This is a genomic window from Parasphingorhabdus sp., assembly GCF_041748495.1.
In the GTDB taxonomy this organism is placed as follows: domain Bacteria; phylum Pseudomonadota; class Alphaproteobacteria; order Sphingomonadales; family Sphingomonadaceae; genus Parasphingorhabdus.
On the sequence record NZ_JBGTDD010000104.1, the window covers coordinates 17,697 to 34,881 of the forward strand.

Sequence of the window (17,185 nt, forward strand, 5' to 3'; positions counted from 1 at the left end):
CAGGTTCCGCATTGCGTTCATTCGGCTGTATCGCTAATGCTCCACACCGCAGAACAGGGAGGTAAAGTCGCTCTGCCTGCGTGGTTTTTGAGGATTTTGATAGAGGGTTAACCCAATGAAAAAAGTTACAACGTCAATCGTTCTGGCTGCCGCACTCGGCCTGGCCGCATGTTCTGGCGCAGAAAATGCGGAAACGGGCACAGAAGAAACAGTAGAAGGCACCGAAGCAACCGCTGAAGAAGCTGCTGCTGAAGCCATGGATGCTGCCGAAGGCGAAGCCGATGCCATGGGCGAAGCTGCCGCTGCCGCAACTGCAAAAGCTGCGGATGCCGCTGGTGACGCTGCTGTAGCCGCTGGCGAAGCCGCTGAAGCTGCAGGCACTGCTGCCAAGGATGCTGCCAAAAGCGCAGTAGACAAAGCTGCAGACGCTGCGAAAAAAGAAATGAACTAAGTCTTTTCATCGATCCAATTAAAGGGCTGTCTTCGGGCGGCCCTTTTTTTGTCTTTGGCCCGGACGGAATTGCCTATAGGACAACGCTATGAAACGCATTGCCACTGCCTTGATATTGACCGGATTGGCGGGCTGCGGCCCGGCCCAGAATGACCCCGGCCCCGGCGGGGTAACCGTCGGCGAGGCAAAGGCGCTGGATGAAGCCGCGAAAATGCTGGACGAGCGCAATGCACCGCCCGAATCCATTGAAAATATAGACGCAAAGCCCGCCGAAACCGAGTAAGCCTCAGCCTGGATGATACCGTCCGACCGCGCGGGTCACCGCCTGCATCAGACGCATCCGTTCGGGCACCGAAGCGGTTGTGTCGCCCAGCATCACGACCACGGCATAGCGCGTGCCATCCGGCGCGGTCATGATCCCGATATCATTATATCCGGTAGCAACCGCACCCAGAACTTGCCCGGTTCCGGTCTTGTGCAGGAATTGCCAGCCCGGGGGGACGCCAGCCTTCAGCCGGTTCGGTCCGCTGCGGGTGCGCGTCAGAACAGATTGCAGCAATTTTGTCGAATTGTCCGAGAGCAGTTCACCCCGGGCCAGTTTGTCGAGTGCGTGAGCAATCGCCATCGGGCTGGCTCCGTCTACCGGATCAGCGAGATAGGCGTTCAGCGACTGCCGCCGCTGCTCGACCGGTATCTGGGCGCGGGCAGTGTAAAATGACCGCTGGTATGACAGGTTCTGCCGCCATTCCATCCCGGCAATGCCGCTCTGCAGCAGTCGCTCGCCCGGTCCGAAACGAATTTTTCCAAGGGAGTTTTTCGCAATGAACTGGCGGACCGCCTCGGGCCCGCCGGCATGATTGAGCAGGACGTCATTGGCGGTATTGTCACTGCTCGTCAGCGCGTTTTCAAGCAACGTGTAGACGGTCTTCACGACCGCACCATTGCGTTCCACTTCAACCGCCATCGGCTGGTGGAACAGAGTCAGATCGTCCCTGGTGATGCGGATGGGATCGGACAAGGATGCCCGGCCCTGATCAATCTTGTCGAGCAAGGCCATCGCCACCCACAGCTTGGACACGCTTTGCTGCGGGAAATATTCATCCTCCCGGTGGCCGAACTCCCATTCGCCATCGATCCGCTTGATGGCGATCCCGGTTTTTCCGGGGAACGACCGCCACAGATCGGCGATTTCGCGAACCAGCGCCGGATTGGGCTGCTCACGCGCTATATTGGCGCGCGGCGGCGGCGAGGGCGCCTGATTCCGGTAAATCGGCGGGGGAACACCTGCAGGCTGCGACACCGGCGGGTTTGGCGCCGCCACGCAGGCGGTTACGGTCATCGCCATCAGCACTGCCAGAATTTGCCTAAAATATCTCATCTGCGGTCGGTCATTGATTGCTGGAATGTTCATAGATTCTTCTAACTAGGTGTGTCTTTCTGAACAGAGGCATAACTCGGGATTGCGGTGAGTGATTCTTCTGCTGCGACCGGCTGTGTCAGATTGGGCCGGAAGAGTGGCAAACCGGGTCAGCCATCGACGGATGTCTCTTACGTCTTGCTGCCGGAATAGAACCTGCTGGTGACCCGATAATCGAGTGTATTGACGAGAAAATAGGATAGCGTCCAGCGCAGGCGATTGAGCAAGGAGCGGCGCGACTTGTGCAATTCGGACGTGATGGACTCCGAATCGTCGTGCAGGATGTCAATCACCCCCCGCGCATGATCGGCGAAGGCGGCGTCTTCGATCCGCAACATCATTTCCACATTGATGAACAGACTGCGCAAATCGAAATTTGCGGAGCCGATATAGACGGCGTCATCGACTATCACCAATTTGGTGTGGAGGCGTCTGGGCTGATATTCGAAAATACGGGCATTTCGCTTGAGCAGATAGCCGTATAGCAACCGGCTGGCTCCGATGGTTGCCGCATTGTCGGTTTTGCCCGGCAATATGATCCGGCTTTGACCGCCACGCTTGGACAGCCCGCCGATCCGTCGCAAAAGGCCCTGTCCCGGAGAAAAATAAGCGGTGACAAGATCGAGCCGGCTGCCGTTTTCCAAATCCCTCTTGATCGCCGCCGCCCAGCGACTCAGCCGATTGCTCGGGCCGCCCAGAAGCCATCGAAACTGGCCATTTCCGGCGTCCCAGTGCCGCACCATCTTCCGCAGCGAACGCATGTTGCCATTGTCCCGATAGACCCAGTCGGACAACAGGCGATAATAGCCGGCGAGATTTGCCACCTCGGGCCCCTCGATTTCAAGGCCGAGATCCTCCCAGCTGTCATCGATCGTGCCGCTTTCGGCGTCTGCTTCCTTCACATCGAAATAATCATCGGCAATGTTGAAACCGCCGATCAGGGCGGAGCGATCATCGGCGATGATCATTTTCTGATGATTGCGGATGAAATAGCTGGTGGAAAAGCGGGGGCTGAAAATCCGGAATTCCCCGCCTGCCTGGATCACCGGGTCATAGAAACTGTCCGGCGCACCATTGGAGCCAAAGCTGTCAACCATCATTTCGACCGCTATCCCGCGTTCACAGGCGGCAACCAACCTGGCCAATATCATCCGTCCGGTGCGGTCATCCTCGAACATGTAGAAGAACAATTTCAGGCTTTTTTCCGCCCGATCGAGCATTTCAACCAGCACGGAAAGACGCTCTTCTGCCGGGCGGACAAGCCGCAGCCGGTTTGCACCAACGTCAAGCCATTGCGGAAGATCGGCTTGGGATGGCCGCAAATTGGCGTTCGTGCTGTCCATGGTGGCGGGGCATAGATTATCAATCCCTCAAGGACAAACCATTAGATTGCCGATTGGTTTGCTCGCGGATCCGCTTGCCGGTGTGGATTTGTTGACAAATCTCGCCCTTAGCCCTAGATGCAGGCCTCTTTTCCAAAAGTTTCAAGAATCAGGAGCGCCTTATGGCTCGCGTTACGGTTGAAGATTGCGTTGATAAAGTCACAAACCGGTTTGATCTGGTATTGTTTGCCGCCCAGCGTGCACGCGAGATTTCAGGCGGCGCAGAGCTGACTGTGGATCGCGATCGCGATAAAAACCCGGTCGTGGCGTTGCGCGAGATTGCAGAAGAAACGGTCAAGCCGAAAGATCTTGAAGAAAGCCTGGTGCAATCGCTGCAGAAGGTGCTCATCGATGATGATGACACGCCGGATGAAATCGGATCGATCAGCCAGTCGGCAGAAGCGCTCCGACTGACCGCTGCTGCACCACCGCGCAGTGCCGGTGTCGCCGGAGACTACGGTCGCCGCTGAGTTGATCGCCTCGCCGCGCAACAAAAGCTGTTGAGAAAAAGAAAAGGCCGCCGGGAACAATCCCGAGCGGCCTTTTCTTTTATCCTGTTGGGTCGGTCGACCGCGGGTCAGGCGCCTTGCGGTTCGGGGTCGGTGAACGGCCCCTTCTTCTTCCGTCCCGTCTTGGGGATGGTGGTGCCGATCGTCGGCACCGCTGCCGGCTTGACAACGTCACCACCCGGCCGATGGAACTTCCCGTTCTTGACCAGCTCGTCAATTTCCTCGCCCGACAGGGTTTCATATTCAAGTAGGGCGTTGGCCAGAGCATGAAGCTGATCTTCGTGCTTGGTCAGCAGATGCTTCGCCCGACCATAGCTGTCATCGATCAGCTTGCGAATTTCCAGATCGATTTTCTTCGCGGTTTCATCCGACATGTGAACGCGCTGGGATTGCGAATAGCCGAGGAAGGTTTCGCCCTGCTCCTCTTCATATTGCAGCGGTCCCATCTCGTCCGACATGCCCCACTGGGTGACCATGTCGCGCGCCAATTTGGTCGCGTACTGAATATCGCTGGAGGCGCCAGACGACACCTTGTCATGGCCGAAGATGATTTCCTCGGCGACGCGGCCGCCCATCGACACCGCCAGATTGGCGTGCATCTTGTCGCGGTGATAGCTGTAATTGTCCCGCTCCGGCAGGCGCATGACCATGCCGAGGGCGCGGCCGCGCGGAATGATTGTCGCCTTGTGGATCGGATCGGATGCCGGCTCATGCACCGATACGATGGCATGGCCCGCTTCGTGATAGGCGGTCATCTTCTTCTCGTCGTCGGTCATCACCATCGACTTGCGCTCGGTCCCCATCATGACCTTGTCCTTGGCATCCTCGAATTCGCTCATCGCGACCATCCGTTTGCCACGGCGAGCCGCCATCAGGGCTGCCTCGTTGACGAGGTTGGCGAGATCCGCACCGGAGAAACCGGGCGTGCCCCGCGCAATCGTGCGTGGGTCGACATCGGGCGCCAGCGGCACCTTCTTCATATGTACCGCGAGAATTTTCTCGCGTCCTTCGATATCGGGGCGCGGCACGACCACCTGCCGGTCAAAACGGCCGGGGCGCAGTAGGGCCGGGTCCAGCACGTCGGGACGGTTGGTTGCGGCAATGATGATGATGCCTTCATTCGCTTCAAAGCCGTCCATCTCGACCAGCAGCTGGTTCAGCGTCTGTTCGCGTTCGTCATTACCATTGCCGAGACCGGCACCGCGATGGCGCCCGACAGCGTCTATTTCGTCGATAAAGACGATGCACGGTGCATTTTTCTTCGCCTGTTCGAACATATCACGGACACGGCTGGCGCCGACGCCGACAAACATTTCGACAAAGTCGGAACCGGAAATGGAGAAAAAGGGAACGCCCGCTTCGCCGGCAATGGCACGGGCCAGCAGCGTTTTACCGGTACCCGGCGAACCGACCAGCAGCGCGCCTTTCGGAATCTGGCCGCCCAGCTTGGCAAAGCGACCGGGATTTTTCAGGAACTCGACAATCTCTTCCAGCTCTTCGCGAGCCTCATCAATACCGGCGACATCCTGAAAAGTGACCTTGCCCTGCTTTTCGGTCAGCAGCTTGGCCTTGGACTTGCCGAAACCCATGGCTCCGGACCCGCTGCCCTTCTGCATCTGGCGCAGCACGAAAAAGGCAATGCCGAGGATCAGGATGAAAGGCAGGGATTGCACGAGAATGATCTGCCAGATGCTGGCCTGTTCCTGCGCCTTGCCGCTATATTCCACGCCCTTTTCATCGAGCAAGGTCACCAGCGACGGATCGTTGCCGACCGGGGTTGTCGAGAACATGTCACCATTGGTGAGTTCACCGGTGATCTTGTCCGGCGCGATGGCAACGCTTTTGACGCTGCCTTCTTCGACCTTGTTGCGGAACGAGGAATAGCTGATGCCGGTCCCGGCATCGCTGGCGGCTCCGGCGCCGAACATCGACACGGTGAGCAAAAGCGCAACGATGATGCCGGCCCAGATGAACATGCTTTTCATCCAGGGGTTTTCTTTTGGATCCTGTTCGTCATTCATTGCGCATCTTGTCCTGTAATCATGGTTGCAGCAGATGACCGGCATCTCGCCGCAATTCTATCGGTTCTATCAAGATAGTCCTTTTACCGCGGATGACAATATGAACGCCAATGTTTTTACCGATATCTGTGATCGGAACAACGGGGCAGCGGGTTGCAGCAGAAAAATCAGCGATTCCGCCGTTCCGGAGCGGGCTGGAAGTGCCAGCGCTCCCCACCTTGACACAATATATCGCCCAGGGTGACGGTTTGCCCCTGTTCCAGAGCGCGGATCGTCTGGTCGATCTGGTTGCCCCGCGGCGATAATGAGGGATCACAGATATGCAGACATTTGAGCAGCAGCCGCCTTTGGATCTCGGCGGGAAAGGCCGTTTGGGAGAGCGTACAACCAAGATCTGTCTTTGAAATCTGTTCGCTGGCAAGCCGTTCCACCATCCATTCGATTGCCTCGCGCGCCGCGCTCAACGCGCTGGCGCTCTGGCTGGCGAGCCGGGTATCAAATCCTTCCAGATCCTGCAGCGCATTGCGCACGCGCACCCGATCATAGCCCTGATCGCGGTTCGAGGGATCGTCGACCGCCTCGAGGCCCTGGCTAGTGACATAGGATTCCAGTTCTGCCTTCTGAAAATGCAGCAGAGGCCGGATGATATGGCTCCGTTTCTCGCGGATGCCCGACATTCCATCAATGCCGCTTCCCCGCAAGATCCGCATGATCATGGTCTCCAACTGATCATCGGCATGATGCGCGGTGGCTAGCCAGTGAACCTCCTTGTCCTTCATCCAGTCGTGCAGCAATCCATAGCGCGCGCGCCGCGCGGCGCTCTGGATGCTGCCGCGGATCGGCACGCCGGGCCGCAAGATTTCGTGCGGGATGCCATGTTCGCGGCACAAAGAGGCTACATATTCCGCTTCGGTGCGGGAGGCCGGCCGCAAGCCATGATCGACGGTTGCAGCGGCAATCCGGCCGGGATGGATTTGCCATGCCAGCAAGAGCAGGGCAAGGCTGTCGGGACCCCCTGAAACGGCCAGGCCCAGCCGCTGGTCATTCGATTCCAGTTCGGGAACCAGCCGGTCAAGCGCCGCCACAAAGCGGTCTTCGAGCGAGGCGGCTTCATCGACCATGAACTATCTGCAGTTTGCGGCGGCCTTGCTTGCGGTCACTCGGTCGGCCAGCCGGCCACTGGCCACTTCGGGGTAGACATCCTGCATTTCCGCCAGCACCCGGCACGCATCGGCTTTTTTGTCCAGCTGCACCAGCGCCGTGCTGAGATAATAGAGGCTGTCCGGAGCGCGGTCTCCGCGCGGTCGCTTCTGGTAATTTTCGTAGAGCGCAACCGATGCCAGCGCGGGCTTGCCGTCATCGAGATAGGCGCGGCCCAGCAAATTCTGGGCGAAACTCGCTCGTGGATGGCCCGGATGATCCTCGACCATCTTGTTCAACTGCGCCTGTGCTTCGGGAAAGAATTTTGCCTCCCACAGCCGATAGCCATAAATATAGGAGTCTTCTGCCGCATCGCCGGTTTCCGGCATGATGATCGAAGCCACGCCGGCGACACGCGCGGGATCGGGTGCCGCCTCAGGCGCCGTTACCTGTGGCGCTTGCGGCGAAGACGTCGATACCGATCCGCTGCTACTCGTTCCGATCATGCTTGGTGTATCGGCGGCCGCCAACCGGTCCTCGATCGTCTTCAGCCGGAAGCCGTTCTCTTCCACCTGACCCGTGAGCCTGGCCAGGCTGGATTCGAGCGCATCAACCCGGGCAATCAGGTCGGTCACGGCCGAGGTCGTGATCGCCGTCGCGGGAGATGCCGGGCCCGCTTCCGGCGTAATTTCAGGCTCGAAAAAGCGGGAAGAACCGCCAGGAAAAACCTTGCGCTGAACCGCCCGCAATTCTTGCTCAAGCCGATCGACACGTTTGTCTACATTCGCGGTCTGAGCCGAAGCAGGTGTGCCGATAAGCAAGCCGCCAAGCAGGATTGTGATACCAAATTTCTTCATGAAGGCCTCCGCTGATTTCCCGGATATTAACCATATACTGGACTGAAAAGTAAATAAAAACATGTCTTTCAACAGGCGGAATCCGGCCACCCATTGCTTCTATTGACGGCGCGTGCGTGTCTCAATCTGGCGATAAATCAGCGGATATATTGCTGCCATTGTTCCGCGCCAGCAAAGCTGCCGCGCTCACCCCTACATCCTTGATCGTCCGTTCTGCCGAACCCAGCTGCGGGACAACCTGACCGTCTATGGTCACCGTCAGCGCATCGGGACGCCCGGTCAGGATCTGGGGATCGTTGGCGTCCGCCGGCACCGTGAAAGTATCGCCCGCATTCATCTCATCCTCAAACAGGCGCTCGCCCTCGGCATCATAGATTTTCATCCAGACCGGTTGGGTTGCCGTGAGTATCACGGTTCCATCGCTCGCTGGTGTCGGGCCGCTAACATCTGCGGCCCGCGCATCCGCATTGTTCGATACCGTTTCCATCGGCGCTGCGGTTTCAGCGACCTGCATCATATCGTCCGGATTGAGGATTAGCGTACGCCAAACGAGATAGCCGACAAGCACCAATGCCCCGATCCCGGCGGCCGTCCATGCCAGATAGAGCGGGGGGATGCTGGAGGGGTTGGCGGGAGCATAGCCGCTGTCTTCGGGCTGATAGGGCTTGTGCCCCTGTTCATCCATTTCCGCGCGGAGCTGGCTGCCGATGGAAGCATCGACCAGGCCGACGGCCCTGGCGTAGGATTTGGCAAAGCCGATTGCATAAGTTCGTCCGGGGAGCGCTTCAAAATCACCCGTTTCGATCGATTCCAGATGGCGATAAGGGATCCGGGTTTTTTTGGCAATATCTTCGAGCGACAGGTTTTTCTGCTCCCGCGCACGGCGCAATGTTTCACCTGTGTTGTGCAGGTTCAGTTCTACATTTTCTTCATCATTGCTATCTTCGGCCACTCAATACTCCCTTGGCCGGACAATTTGCGACCCTTTTCGCACTCCCCGGATAATCATAGGAAAAAAGCCAGTTTGAGCAGCAAAAGTCAATGGCTATCATGGTCACAATGCTGCATTTGATCATTTCGGGCGGTTGACGGTATAATTTGTCTGCCAATTGGCCAAAAGCCGATCAGCCCAGATCAATTTTTTGCTGATCGGCCCAATGTTCCAGGCGGACTCTCGGTTCGTCAGGAGCTTCCTGCAAAATCGCCTCGATTTCCTTTGTGGCCTGACCGAGATCCAGCGACCGCACCATTGCCTTGATCGGACCGACCGATGCGGGGGTGATCGACAGGTTGCGGATACCCAGTCCCATTAGAGCGAGGGCATCGAGCGGGCGACCACCCATCTCCCCGCAGACGCTGAGCGGAATCTCGAACCGTTTGGCATTGTCTGCCGTACGCCGCAGGAATCGGAGAATGGCCGGACTCATCCAGTCGAACCGCTCGGCCAATTTGGGATTGCTGCGGTCTGCGGCAAAAAGAAACTGTGTCAGATCATTGGTTCCGATCGACAGGAAGTCGAGCCGTTTGGCCATCAAGTCCAGGCATTCTGCCAGCGCCGGCACTTCCAGCATCGCTCCATATCGGATCTGCGAAGGCAGCCGCTTCTTCTGACTGGCCAGATAGGCACGCTGGCTCTCGAATACCGCCTTGGCCTGATCAAATTCCCACGGTTCTGCGACCATCGGGAACATGACATTCAGTTTCCGTCCGGCCGCCGCCTCGATCAGGGCGCGCGCCTGCACCTTCATCAGGGCATCTCGTTCCAGGCCAATGCGAATGGCCCGCCAGCCCATCGCAGGATTGTCTTCCTTGCCGTCGCTGGTCTGGAAATAAGGCAGCGGCTTGTCGCCGCCGATATCGACGGTGCGAAAAATGACCGGCTTGTCGCCAGCCGAATCCAGCACATCCCGATAGAAGCGGGTCTGACCCGCTCGTCCCGGCATGGTCGCGGCGACCAGAAACTGAAACTCGGTCCGGAACAGCCCGATGCCGTCGGCACCGGTCAAATTGAGCAAGGCCAGATCGTCACGCAGACCCGCGTTGATATTGACTGTAATCCGCACCCCGTCTTTGGTGATCGCATCCTTGTCGCGCAGCTCGGAATAAGCGGCGCGCTTTTTCTGGCTGAGCTCCAGCTGGGCTTCGAACGCATCTTCCACCGAAGGACCGGGTCGGACAAACACGACATTTTCATCGACATTGAGCAGCAGATGGTCATCTTCTCGCACGATCTGCCGGATATTCTTGACCTGGCCCAGGATCGGGATGCCCATGGCTCGCGCGATGATCGTGACATGGGCCGTCAGCGAGCCTTCTTCGAGCACTACGCCCTTCAACCGGCGCCGGTCATATTCGAGCAATTCCGCCGGACCCAGATTGCGGGCAATCAGGATCGTGTCCTGCCGCAAGCCCATTTTGGCAGCCGTGCTCATCTGTCCGGAAACGATGCGCAGCAGGCGGTTGGCCAGATCCTCCAGATCATGCATGCGTTCGGCCAGCAGCGGGTCATCAATCTGACGCATCCGCATCCGGGTATGCTGCTGCACTCTCTCGATCGCGGCTTCCGCGGTCAGGCCACTGTCGATCGCTTCGTTGATGCGCCGGCTCCAGCCTTCGTCATAGGCAAACATCTTGTAGGTCTCGAGCACTTCCTCATGCTCGCCGCCAACACCGAATTCCGCCTGGCTGGTCATCTGGTCGATCTGGTCGCGCATCTTGTCGAACGCCGAATAGACACGGTGCCGCTCGGCCTCGGTATCTTCCGCCACCGTATGTTCGATTTTCACCCGTGGCTGATGGAAGACCGCATGGCCACTGGCCTTGCCCTTGACCAGTTGCAGACCGCTCAGCCGGTTGGCCCCATTGTCTAGCGACGCGATTTCCTCTGCAAGATTGTCGTCGACAAGCTCAGCGCTGGTGATCAATTCCGACAAAACCATCGCTGCCGTTTGAAAGGCCTCAATCTCGACTTCGGAATAGCGGCGCGGTTCGATATGCTGGGCACAAAGAACGCCGATTGCCCGCTGGTTGCGGATGATCGGCACGCCGGCAAAGCTGTGAAATTTTTCTTCGCCGGTTTCCGGCCGATACTGGAAATCGGGATGGCTGGCCGCCTCGTCCAGGTTCAGCGTTTCGACATTTTTTGCGATATAGCCGGTAAGCCCTTCGCCCATGGCCAGCTTGGTGACGTGAACCGCTTCTGGATTGAGTCCGTGGGTGGCGAACAACTCCAGGACACCTTCCCGGCGCAAATAGATCGAACAGACCTCGCTGCTCACGGCGTTCGCGATCGTATCGACCACCTTGTTCAATTTATTCTGGGCATTGCCGCGCAACGCCATGATCGCTCGCAGACCCGTCAATATCTTACGCGCGGTATTGGTACTCAAGGGATCTGTTACGGGCATGATTTTCGCTTAGCAGAAAGGCTGGGGGAGCGCGATATTGAATAACAGCCTTTCCGCCAAAGCGGATTTCAACTTTACCGAGCTAGTCGGATCGCCGTCGGAGCCTCATGGCTAGTTCAGCAGTTCTTCCTTCAGTCGGAGCTTTTCTTTTTTCAGACTATGGATTCGAATCGTGTCGGGAAGGGGGCGGGTTTCTTCTTTGTTGATCTCGCGTTCCAGCGCTTCATGCTTTCTGCGCAATGCTGACATGTGATTCTGAATCATTTAAGTCTCCTCAAAAATGGTGTTTTTGAAAATGAACGAGGATGAAAGCTTCCTTTCCTGCAGTGAAAGCCAATAGGGCTTTGCGTTCGGTTTCATGATTAATATGTCTTGGTTTCGATATGAACCATGAATAGGGTTAAGATTACAATATTGTTGCACTGACGCAAGGGGGAGAATGATCGGGGATGGGGATGAGCGATGAAGAGTTGCAAACGCGGCTTGAGCTGCTGAAAATAGAGCATCGCGATCTCGACGAAGCGATCGCTGCGCTGGTGGCAGCGAATAGCACGGACCAGTTGATGACGGCGCGACTCAAGAAAAGAAAATTGCAATTGCGCGATCGCATCATCCTGCTCGAGAACCAGCTCATTCCCGACATCATCGCCTGAACCTCTGGCTTGTTCCGCGGGATTGCTCCTCATTAACCAACCTTATCCACCAGTTAACCCCGGAATCTCCTACGTGTCAGTTTGAAACAGGGGCGCATCGGGCAGCCGACAGGACGAATTTACACATGCCCAGACGCTGATATTTTGTTACAGAGCCACGATGACGGTTCGTGAATCCCTTCTGACTCTGAAATTGATCGACGCCCTTTATACCGAGGCGATGGTGCTGGCGGATGAAGCGCGGTCCTATTTCGAATCGGGGCGTTTCCATGAGCAGGCCGATCCGGATAATCTCCTCGCCGTCTCATTTTCCTGTGAATCGCTGAAAGTCACGACAAGATTGATGCACTGCATCGCCTGGCTGTTGAACCAGAAAGCCCTGCACAGCGGCGAATTGTCCGAAGGCGAAGCCTGGAATTATGACCGCGCACTCGGCAACGGACCGACCACCGATCAGCGGATGGTCGACCTTTTTCCGCCCGAAGCGCGCCAGATCGTCATTGCCAGCGAAGAATTGTTCGAGCGCCTGCAGCGCCTGTCGATCCGCTTGCAGCAGGAAACAGACGCGGAATCAGCGGTCCAGGACATGTTCCGCCGCCTCGAAAGCGCATTTTAATCGGGCGAAAGCCGATCAGGCGCTCACTTTCTCGCTCTGCTCCATTGTCGGATAATCGACATATCCCTCCGGTCCCTGGCTGTACCAGGTCGGTGTAAAATCGATCGGGTTGAGTTCTGCGCCGGCGCGGAAACGGTCGGGCAAATCCGGATTGCTCATGAACGTCCGGCCAAAACTGATAGCGTCCGCCTTGTGTTCAGCCAGCGCGGCGCTGGCATTGTCATAGAAATAGTCACTGTTCAGCACGAGCGGGCCTTTGAACACCGGCCGGATGTCAGGGCTCACCGCCGGAACATCGGTATTGCCGTAGGTGCCATGGGCGGGCGGTTCGCGCAGTTCGAGAAAGGCGATGCCGATCTGGTCCAGCAGTTTGGCCGCAGCGGTAAAGGTTTCGATCGGCGTCGCGTCATCCGCACCCTGGGAATCGCCATTGGGAGACAGGCGGACCGCCACGCGGTCGCCGCCCCAGACATCAACCAGACGCTGGGTGACTTCTCCGAGCAGCCGGATGCGGTTTTCGACCGGTCCGCCATAGTCATCGGTCCGCAAATTGGTCCCCGACCGGATGAACTGGTCGATCAGATAGCCATTGGCGGCGTGCAGTTGCACCCCGTCAAAACCGGCTTTTTTGGCATTTTCCGCCGCATGTTGATAATCATCGAGCAGGCTGGGTATTTCGCTGATTTCCAGTGGCCGGGCTTCGACATAATCTCTCTTGCCGGCATAGGTGCGGACGCTGCCCGGCGCGGTGGTCGCGGAAGCAGAGACCGGCTTTTCGCCGTTCAGAAAGTCGGGATGGACGATACGGCCCATGTGCCAGAGCTGGCAGATGATCCGGCCGCCGGCCTGATGGACCTGATCGATCACGGCTTTCCACGCTTCGGTCTGTGCCTCGTTCCAGATACCCGGCGCGAACGGCGTGCCCAGGCCCTGCTGGCTGATTCCGGTCGCTTCCGAAATGATCAGGCCGGCCCCGGCGCGCTGGGCATAATATTCGCCCATGATCGGCGTCGGCACATGTTCCATCGTCGAACGACAGCGCGTCAGCGGTGCCATGAACATGCGGTTCGGGGCTTCGATGGCGCCAACGGTGATCGGATCAAATAATGTGGACAAGATGAAATTCCCCTGAAGAAAAGGCTTGAATTGTTAATCAGACAGTTAAGAGACGGCCGGGCCAAATGCAATGGTTTGAAACCCAGCAATTTCTGTTTATATTGATAGCTCTGATTTCAAAGGAACTCCCATGGCCGCATCGCTTCCCGAAGATCCGACCCTCGATGAGGTGCGTGCCTTTCTCGCGCCAGAACTGGCGGCACAGGCGGCGTTCGATGGCTGGAACGACAAGGCCGTTCTGGCCGCTGCGGACCTTGCCGGCGTCGATGCCGACCTCGCCAGACTCGCCTTCAATGATGGCCCGGTCGACATGATTGATTCTTGGTTTCAGGCTGTTGATCTGCAAATGGCCGAAAAATATAGCGCGGAAGAACTGGCCGCGATGAAAGTACGGCAACGGATCAAGTCCCTGGTCGAAGCGCGGCTGGACATATTGGCGCCTCATCGTGAAGGGCTGCGGCGGGCGCTGGCGATCCTGGCTGCACCGCCGCATGTGCGCAGGGCGACGAAAATGGGCTGGCGGGCGGCAGACCGGATGTGGCGGCTCGCGGGCGACACCGCCACCGACTATAATCATTACACCAAAAGAACCCTGCTATCCGGCGTATATGGCAGCACGATCAGCGTCTTTCTCGACGATGACAGCGAAAATTTCTCTGAATCCCGTGCCTTTCTCGATCGTCGGATTGAAAATATAATGCAGTTCGAAAAGATCAAGGCCAAGGTCACCGGCCGGGGCGGTGACCGTTTCAGCATGGCGCGCTTCATCGGCCGGTTGCGCTATCGGGGCGCGTGACAGGAGAGGGCGCAACCACCGGCTGGCATCCGGCACCGAACTGCTTCTGACAAAAGACTCGCCAAGGCTAATTAATATTGATAATCACTCGCAACTAGAAATGTCGAGTTCCCATAACCATGCCTCCATCCACCACTCTGGATTTGCTGTCCCTCAAGCAAAGTGCTGAAGTTGTCGCGATCGACTGGACGGCCATATCCGAGAATGAAGGCCGGCGCCTGCGGGCCCTCGGTATCGAAGAAGGCGTGTCGGTCGAGAAATTGTACAAGGGCATGTTCGGAGTCAACGACCCCATCGCCCTGAAAGTCGGGCGGATGATGATCGCGGTGCGCCGATCGCACGCCCGGGCGATATCGGTATGCCCCGTCGCGGTAACCACCCCCGTCTGATTGATGTCTGAAATTGCTCCTCTCATTGTCCTCGCGGGCAACCCGAATTCCGGCAAAAGCGCCTTGTTCAATGCGCTCACCGGTGCGCGACAGAAGATCGCCAACTATCCCGGGGTGACCGTCGAACGCAAATCTGGACATTTCACCTTTGCCGACGGCCGCCCGGCCGAACTGGTTGACTTGCCGGGCAGCTATAGCCTCGACCCGACCAGCCCTGATGAAGAAGTCACGCGCAGCGTCATCATGGGGCTGCATAAAAGCGAGCGCCGGCCCGACGCGGTCATCCTGGTGCTCGATGCCGCCAATCTGGACAATCATCTGCGTTTCGCGCTGGAAGTGATCGCGCTCGGCCAGCCGGTCGTGGTGGCGCTCAACATGATGGATCTGGCGGAGCGGGACGGGCTGACGCTGGACCCGGCCAGGCTTGAGAAAGCTCTCGGCGTCCCGGTGATTCCGACCGTGGCCGTGCGGCGACGCGGTCTGCAAGAATTATCCGCGGCGGTAGAAGAGCGTCTGCGGCACAAGCCGGACGATATCGAACCCGCTATCGCCAGGGAACGCGATCACGGTCTGCGCAAGCAGGCGCAGCGGATCGCCGACCTGGCCATCATCTCGGAAACCGCCGGCCGGCGCTGGTCGGAGCGGGCGGACCGGCTGTTCCTGCACCCCTTTGCCGGCCCATTGATCCTGTTCGCGATCCTGTTCGTCATGTTTCAGGCGGTCTTTGCCTGGTCGGAGGCACCGATCGACCTGATCGACAGCGCCAGCGGATGGATGGCCACCTGGGTCGAGGCCAATCTGCCAGCGGGCTTCCTGCGCGACTTCATCATCGAGGGAGCGATCGGCGGCGTCGGTTCAGTGGTGGTTTTCCTGCCGCAGATCCTGATCCTGTTCCTGTTCATCCTGCTGCTCGAAGCCAGCGGCTACATGACCCGCGCCGCCTTCATCATGGACCGGCTGATGGCCAGCGTCGGCCTGTCGGGGCGCAGCTTCATTCCGCTTCTGTCCTCCTTTGCCTGCGCCATTCCCGGCATCATGGCGACGCGCAGCATCTCTGATCCGAAGGACCGGCTGACCACGATATTGGTCGCGCCGCTGATGACCTGTTCGGCGCGGTTGCCGGTCTATGCGATCATCATCGGCGCGTTCATTCCACCGAGCCGCGTAGGCCCCGGCATCGGGCTGCAGGGACTGGTGCTTTTCGGACTCTATGTGTTCGGGATCGTCGGCGCGATGATAGTCGCGCTGGTGTTGCGCAGCACGGTAACCAAGGGACCGAATAGTGGCTTCCTGATGGAAATGCCGAAATATCAGCTGCCGCTGATGAAGGACATATTGATCGGCCTGTGGCAGCGCGCCTGGATTTTCCTGCGGCGCGCCGGCACGATCATCTTTGCCGCCACCGTGGTTCTCTGGCTGCTGCTGACCTTTCCGAAAGTGCCGGAAGACAGCGCGATGAGCCAGGTCGACTATAGCGCCGCCGGACGGATCACCAATGTGATCGCTCCGATCGTCAAGCCGATCGGGTTCGACCGCGATATCGCGCTTGCTCTGATCCCGGCGATGGCGGCACGGGAAGTGGCGGTAGCCGCGCTGGCGACGACCTATGCGATCGATGCGCCCGACGAGGAAGCGGAAGCCAAATCACTGACCGAACGCTTGCAGTCGCGCTGGTCGCTGCCGACAGCGCTCGCCTTTCTCGCCTGGTTTGTCTTTGCCCCGCAATGCATCTCGACCATCGCGGTTACCCGCCGCGAAACCAACGGCTGGAGATGGCCAGTCTTCATGCTCGTCTATCTTTTTGCACTCGCCTATGCGGCGGCCGGTATTACATATTGGAGTGCCGTCGCCCTCGGTCTATAGAGTCCCCAAGAATCGATATTCACGTTATATTTTTTGGGGAATTTGAAATGGCCGGCGGCATCAACAAAGTCATCATCGTAGGCAATCTGGGCAAGGATCCGGAAGTGCGTACCTTCGCCAATGGCGGCAAGGTCTGCAATTTCAGCGTCGCCACCTCGGAAAGCTGGAAAGACAAGCAGACCGGCGAGCGCAAGGAAAAGACCGAGTGGCACAATATCTCGATTTATAACGAAGGCCTGGCCGGGGTCGCCGAAAAATATCTGCGCAAGGGCAGCAAGGTCTATCTCGAGGGCAAGCTGCAGACCCGCAAGTGGCAGGACCAGTCCGGCAATGACCGCTACAGCACCGACGTCGTGCTGCAGGGCTTTGACGCGAAAATGGAAATGCTCGACGGCAAGCCAGGCGGCGGCGGCCAGGGTGGCGGCAGCAACGACGGCTGGGGCGGCGGTCAGAGCAGCGGTTCTGGCGGCGGCGGTTCCAACGACAGCTGGGGCCAGAGCGGCTCCGGCGGTGGTCAGGGTGGCGGTGCGTTTGACAGTGATCTGGATGATGATGTGCCGTTTTGATG

18 protein-coding genes are annotated in these 17,185 nt (G+C 58.3%); 9 read left to right on the forward strand and 9 right to left on the reverse strand.

Going from position 1 to position 17,185, the window contains the following annotated elements; genetic code table 11:
- The first annotated feature begins 115 nt into the window (after positions 1 to 115).
- Together ACEW8J_RS09500 and ACEW8J_RS09505 are read left to right on the forward strand one after the other, a co-directional pair.
- Positions 116 to 451 carry a hypothetical protein gene (locus ACEW8J_RS09500; RefSeq protein ID WP_373491397.1) on the forward strand — a complete coding sequence of 112 codons (336 nt, stop codon included), beginning with the start codon at positions 116 to 118 and terminating at the stop codon, positions 449 to 451.
- 88 nt (positions 452 to 539) lie between these two features.
- Positions 540 to 734: a hypothetical protein gene (locus tag ACEW8J_RS09505; protein ID WP_373491398.1), complete on the forward strand. Its 195-nt coding sequence runs from the start codon at positions 540 to 542 to the stop codon at positions 732 to 734.
- Positions 735 to 737: 3 nt separating this feature from the next.
- Here the strand turns inward: ACEW8J_RS09505 and ACEW8J_RS09510 are convergent, their stop codons facing one another.
- Positions 738 to 1,796, reverse strand: a complete 1,059-nt coding sequence (locus tag ACEW8J_RS09510; RefSeq protein WP_373491399.1) for a serine hydrolase — start codon at positions 1,794 to 1,796, stop codon at positions 738 to 740.
- Positions 1,797 to 1,999: 203 nt separating this feature from the next.
- Positions 2,000 to 3,211, reverse strand: coding sequence for a phosphatidylserine/phosphatidylglycerophosphate/cardiolipin synthase family protein (locus tag ACEW8J_RS09515; protein ID WP_373491400.1), 1,212 nt, complete (start codon positions 3,209 to 3,211; stop codon positions 2,000 to 2,002).
- 161 nt (positions 3,212 to 3,372) lie between these two features.
- Between ACEW8J_RS09515 and rpoZ the strand changes: the two genes are divergently transcribed.
- Positions 3,373 to 3,720, forward strand: a complete 348-nt coding sequence (rpoZ, locus tag ACEW8J_RS09520) for a DNA-directed RNA polymerase subunit omega (protein WP_089134505.1) — start codon at positions 3,373 to 3,375, stop codon at positions 3,718 to 3,720.
- A gap of 107 nt (positions 3,721 to 3,827) precedes the next feature.
- Here rpoZ and ftsH read toward each other — a convergent pair whose 3' ends face one another.
- From ftsH to ACEW8J_RS09550, 6 genes are all read right to left on the reverse strand, one after another.
- On the reverse strand, positions 3,828 to 5,780 hold the full coding sequence (gene ftsH / locus ACEW8J_RS09525; RefSeq protein ID WP_373491401.1) for an ATP-dependent zinc metalloprotease FtsH: 1,953 nt from the start codon (positions 5,778 to 5,780) through the stop codon (positions 3,828 to 3,830).
- Between the two features lie 167 nt (positions 5,781 to 5,947).
- Positions 5,948 to 6,901: a tRNA lysidine(34) synthetase TilS gene (tilS, locus tag ACEW8J_RS09530; RefSeq protein WP_373491402.1), complete on the reverse strand. Its 954-nt coding sequence runs from the start codon at positions 6,899 to 6,901 to the stop codon at positions 5,948 to 5,950.
- A gap of 3 nt (positions 6,902 to 6,904) precedes the next feature.
- On the reverse strand, positions 6,905 to 7,777 hold the full coding sequence (locus tag ACEW8J_RS09535; protein ID WP_373491403.1) for a hypothetical protein: 873 nt from the start codon (positions 7,775 to 7,777) through the stop codon (positions 6,905 to 6,907).
- Between the two features lie 121 nt (positions 7,778 to 7,898).
- Positions 7,899 to 8,729, reverse strand: coding sequence for a helix-turn-helix domain-containing protein (locus ACEW8J_RS09540; protein WP_373491404.1), 831 nt, complete (start codon positions 8,727 to 8,729; stop codon positions 7,899 to 7,901).
- Positions 8,730 to 8,901: 172 nt separating this feature from the next.
- Positions 8,902 to 11,184: a phosphoenolpyruvate--protein phosphotransferase gene (gene ptsP, locus ACEW8J_RS09545; protein ID WP_373491405.1), complete on the reverse strand. Its 2,283-nt coding sequence runs from the start codon at positions 11,182 to 11,184 to the stop codon at positions 8,902 to 8,904.
- 111 nt (positions 11,185 to 11,295) lie between these two features.
- On the reverse strand, positions 11,296 to 11,448 hold the full coding sequence (locus tag ACEW8J_RS09550) for a YdcH family protein (protein WP_373491406.1): 153 nt from the start codon (positions 11,446 to 11,448) through the stop codon (positions 11,296 to 11,298).
- A 191-nt stretch (positions 11,449 to 11,639) separates the two neighbouring features.
- Here ACEW8J_RS09550 and ACEW8J_RS09555 point away from each other — a divergent pair, with 191 nt between their 5' ends.
- Both ACEW8J_RS09555 and ACEW8J_RS09560 read left to right on the forward strand, forming a co-directional pair.
- A complete protein-coding gene (locus ACEW8J_RS09555) occupies positions 11,640 to 11,837 on the forward strand; it encodes a YdcH family protein (protein WP_373491407.1) in 198 nt (65 codons plus the stop codon).
- A 160-nt stretch (positions 11,838 to 11,997) separates the two neighbouring features.
- On the forward strand, positions 11,998 to 12,453 hold the full coding sequence (locus tag ACEW8J_RS09560; protein WP_373491408.1) for a DUF1465 family protein: 456 nt from the start codon (positions 11,998 to 12,000) through the stop codon (positions 12,451 to 12,453).
- A gap of 15 nt (positions 12,454 to 12,468) precedes the next feature.
- Here ACEW8J_RS09560 and ACEW8J_RS09565 read toward each other — a convergent pair whose 3' ends face one another.
- Entirely contained in the window at positions 12,469 to 13,569 is a 1,101-nt protein-coding gene (locus ACEW8J_RS09565; RefSeq protein ID WP_373491409.1) for an alkene reductase, read from the reverse strand.
- 130 nt (positions 13,570 to 13,699) lie between these two features.
- Between ACEW8J_RS09565 and ACEW8J_RS09570 the strand changes: the two genes are divergently transcribed.
- The 4 genes from ACEW8J_RS09570 (at position 13,700) to ssb (ending at position 17,183) form a co-directional block, all read left to right on the forward strand.
- The gene (locus ACEW8J_RS09570; protein WP_373491410.1) at positions 13,700 to 14,365 is read left to right on the forward strand and encodes a COQ9 family protein; all 666 of its coding nucleotides are present in this window, start codon (positions 13,700 to 13,702) and stop codon (positions 14,363 to 14,365) included.
- Positions 14,366 to 14,484: 119 nt separating this feature from the next.
- Positions 14,485 to 14,754 carry a ferrous iron transport protein A gene (locus ACEW8J_RS09575; protein ID WP_373491411.1) on the forward strand — a complete coding sequence of 90 codons (270 nt, stop codon included), beginning with the start codon at positions 14,485 to 14,487 and terminating at the stop codon, positions 14,752 to 14,754.
- A gap of 3 nt (positions 14,755 to 14,757) precedes the next feature.
- Positions 14,758 to 16,617, forward strand: a complete 1,860-nt coding sequence (locus ACEW8J_RS09580) for a ferrous iron transporter B (protein WP_373491412.1) — start codon at positions 14,758 to 14,760, stop codon at positions 16,615 to 16,617.
- Between the two features lie 47 nt (positions 16,618 to 16,664).
- Entirely contained in the window at positions 16,665 to 17,183 is a 519-nt protein-coding gene (gene ssb, locus ACEW8J_RS09585) for a single-stranded DNA-binding protein (RefSeq protein WP_373491413.1), read from the forward strand.
- Positions 17,184 to 17,185 lie beyond the last annotated feature (2 nt).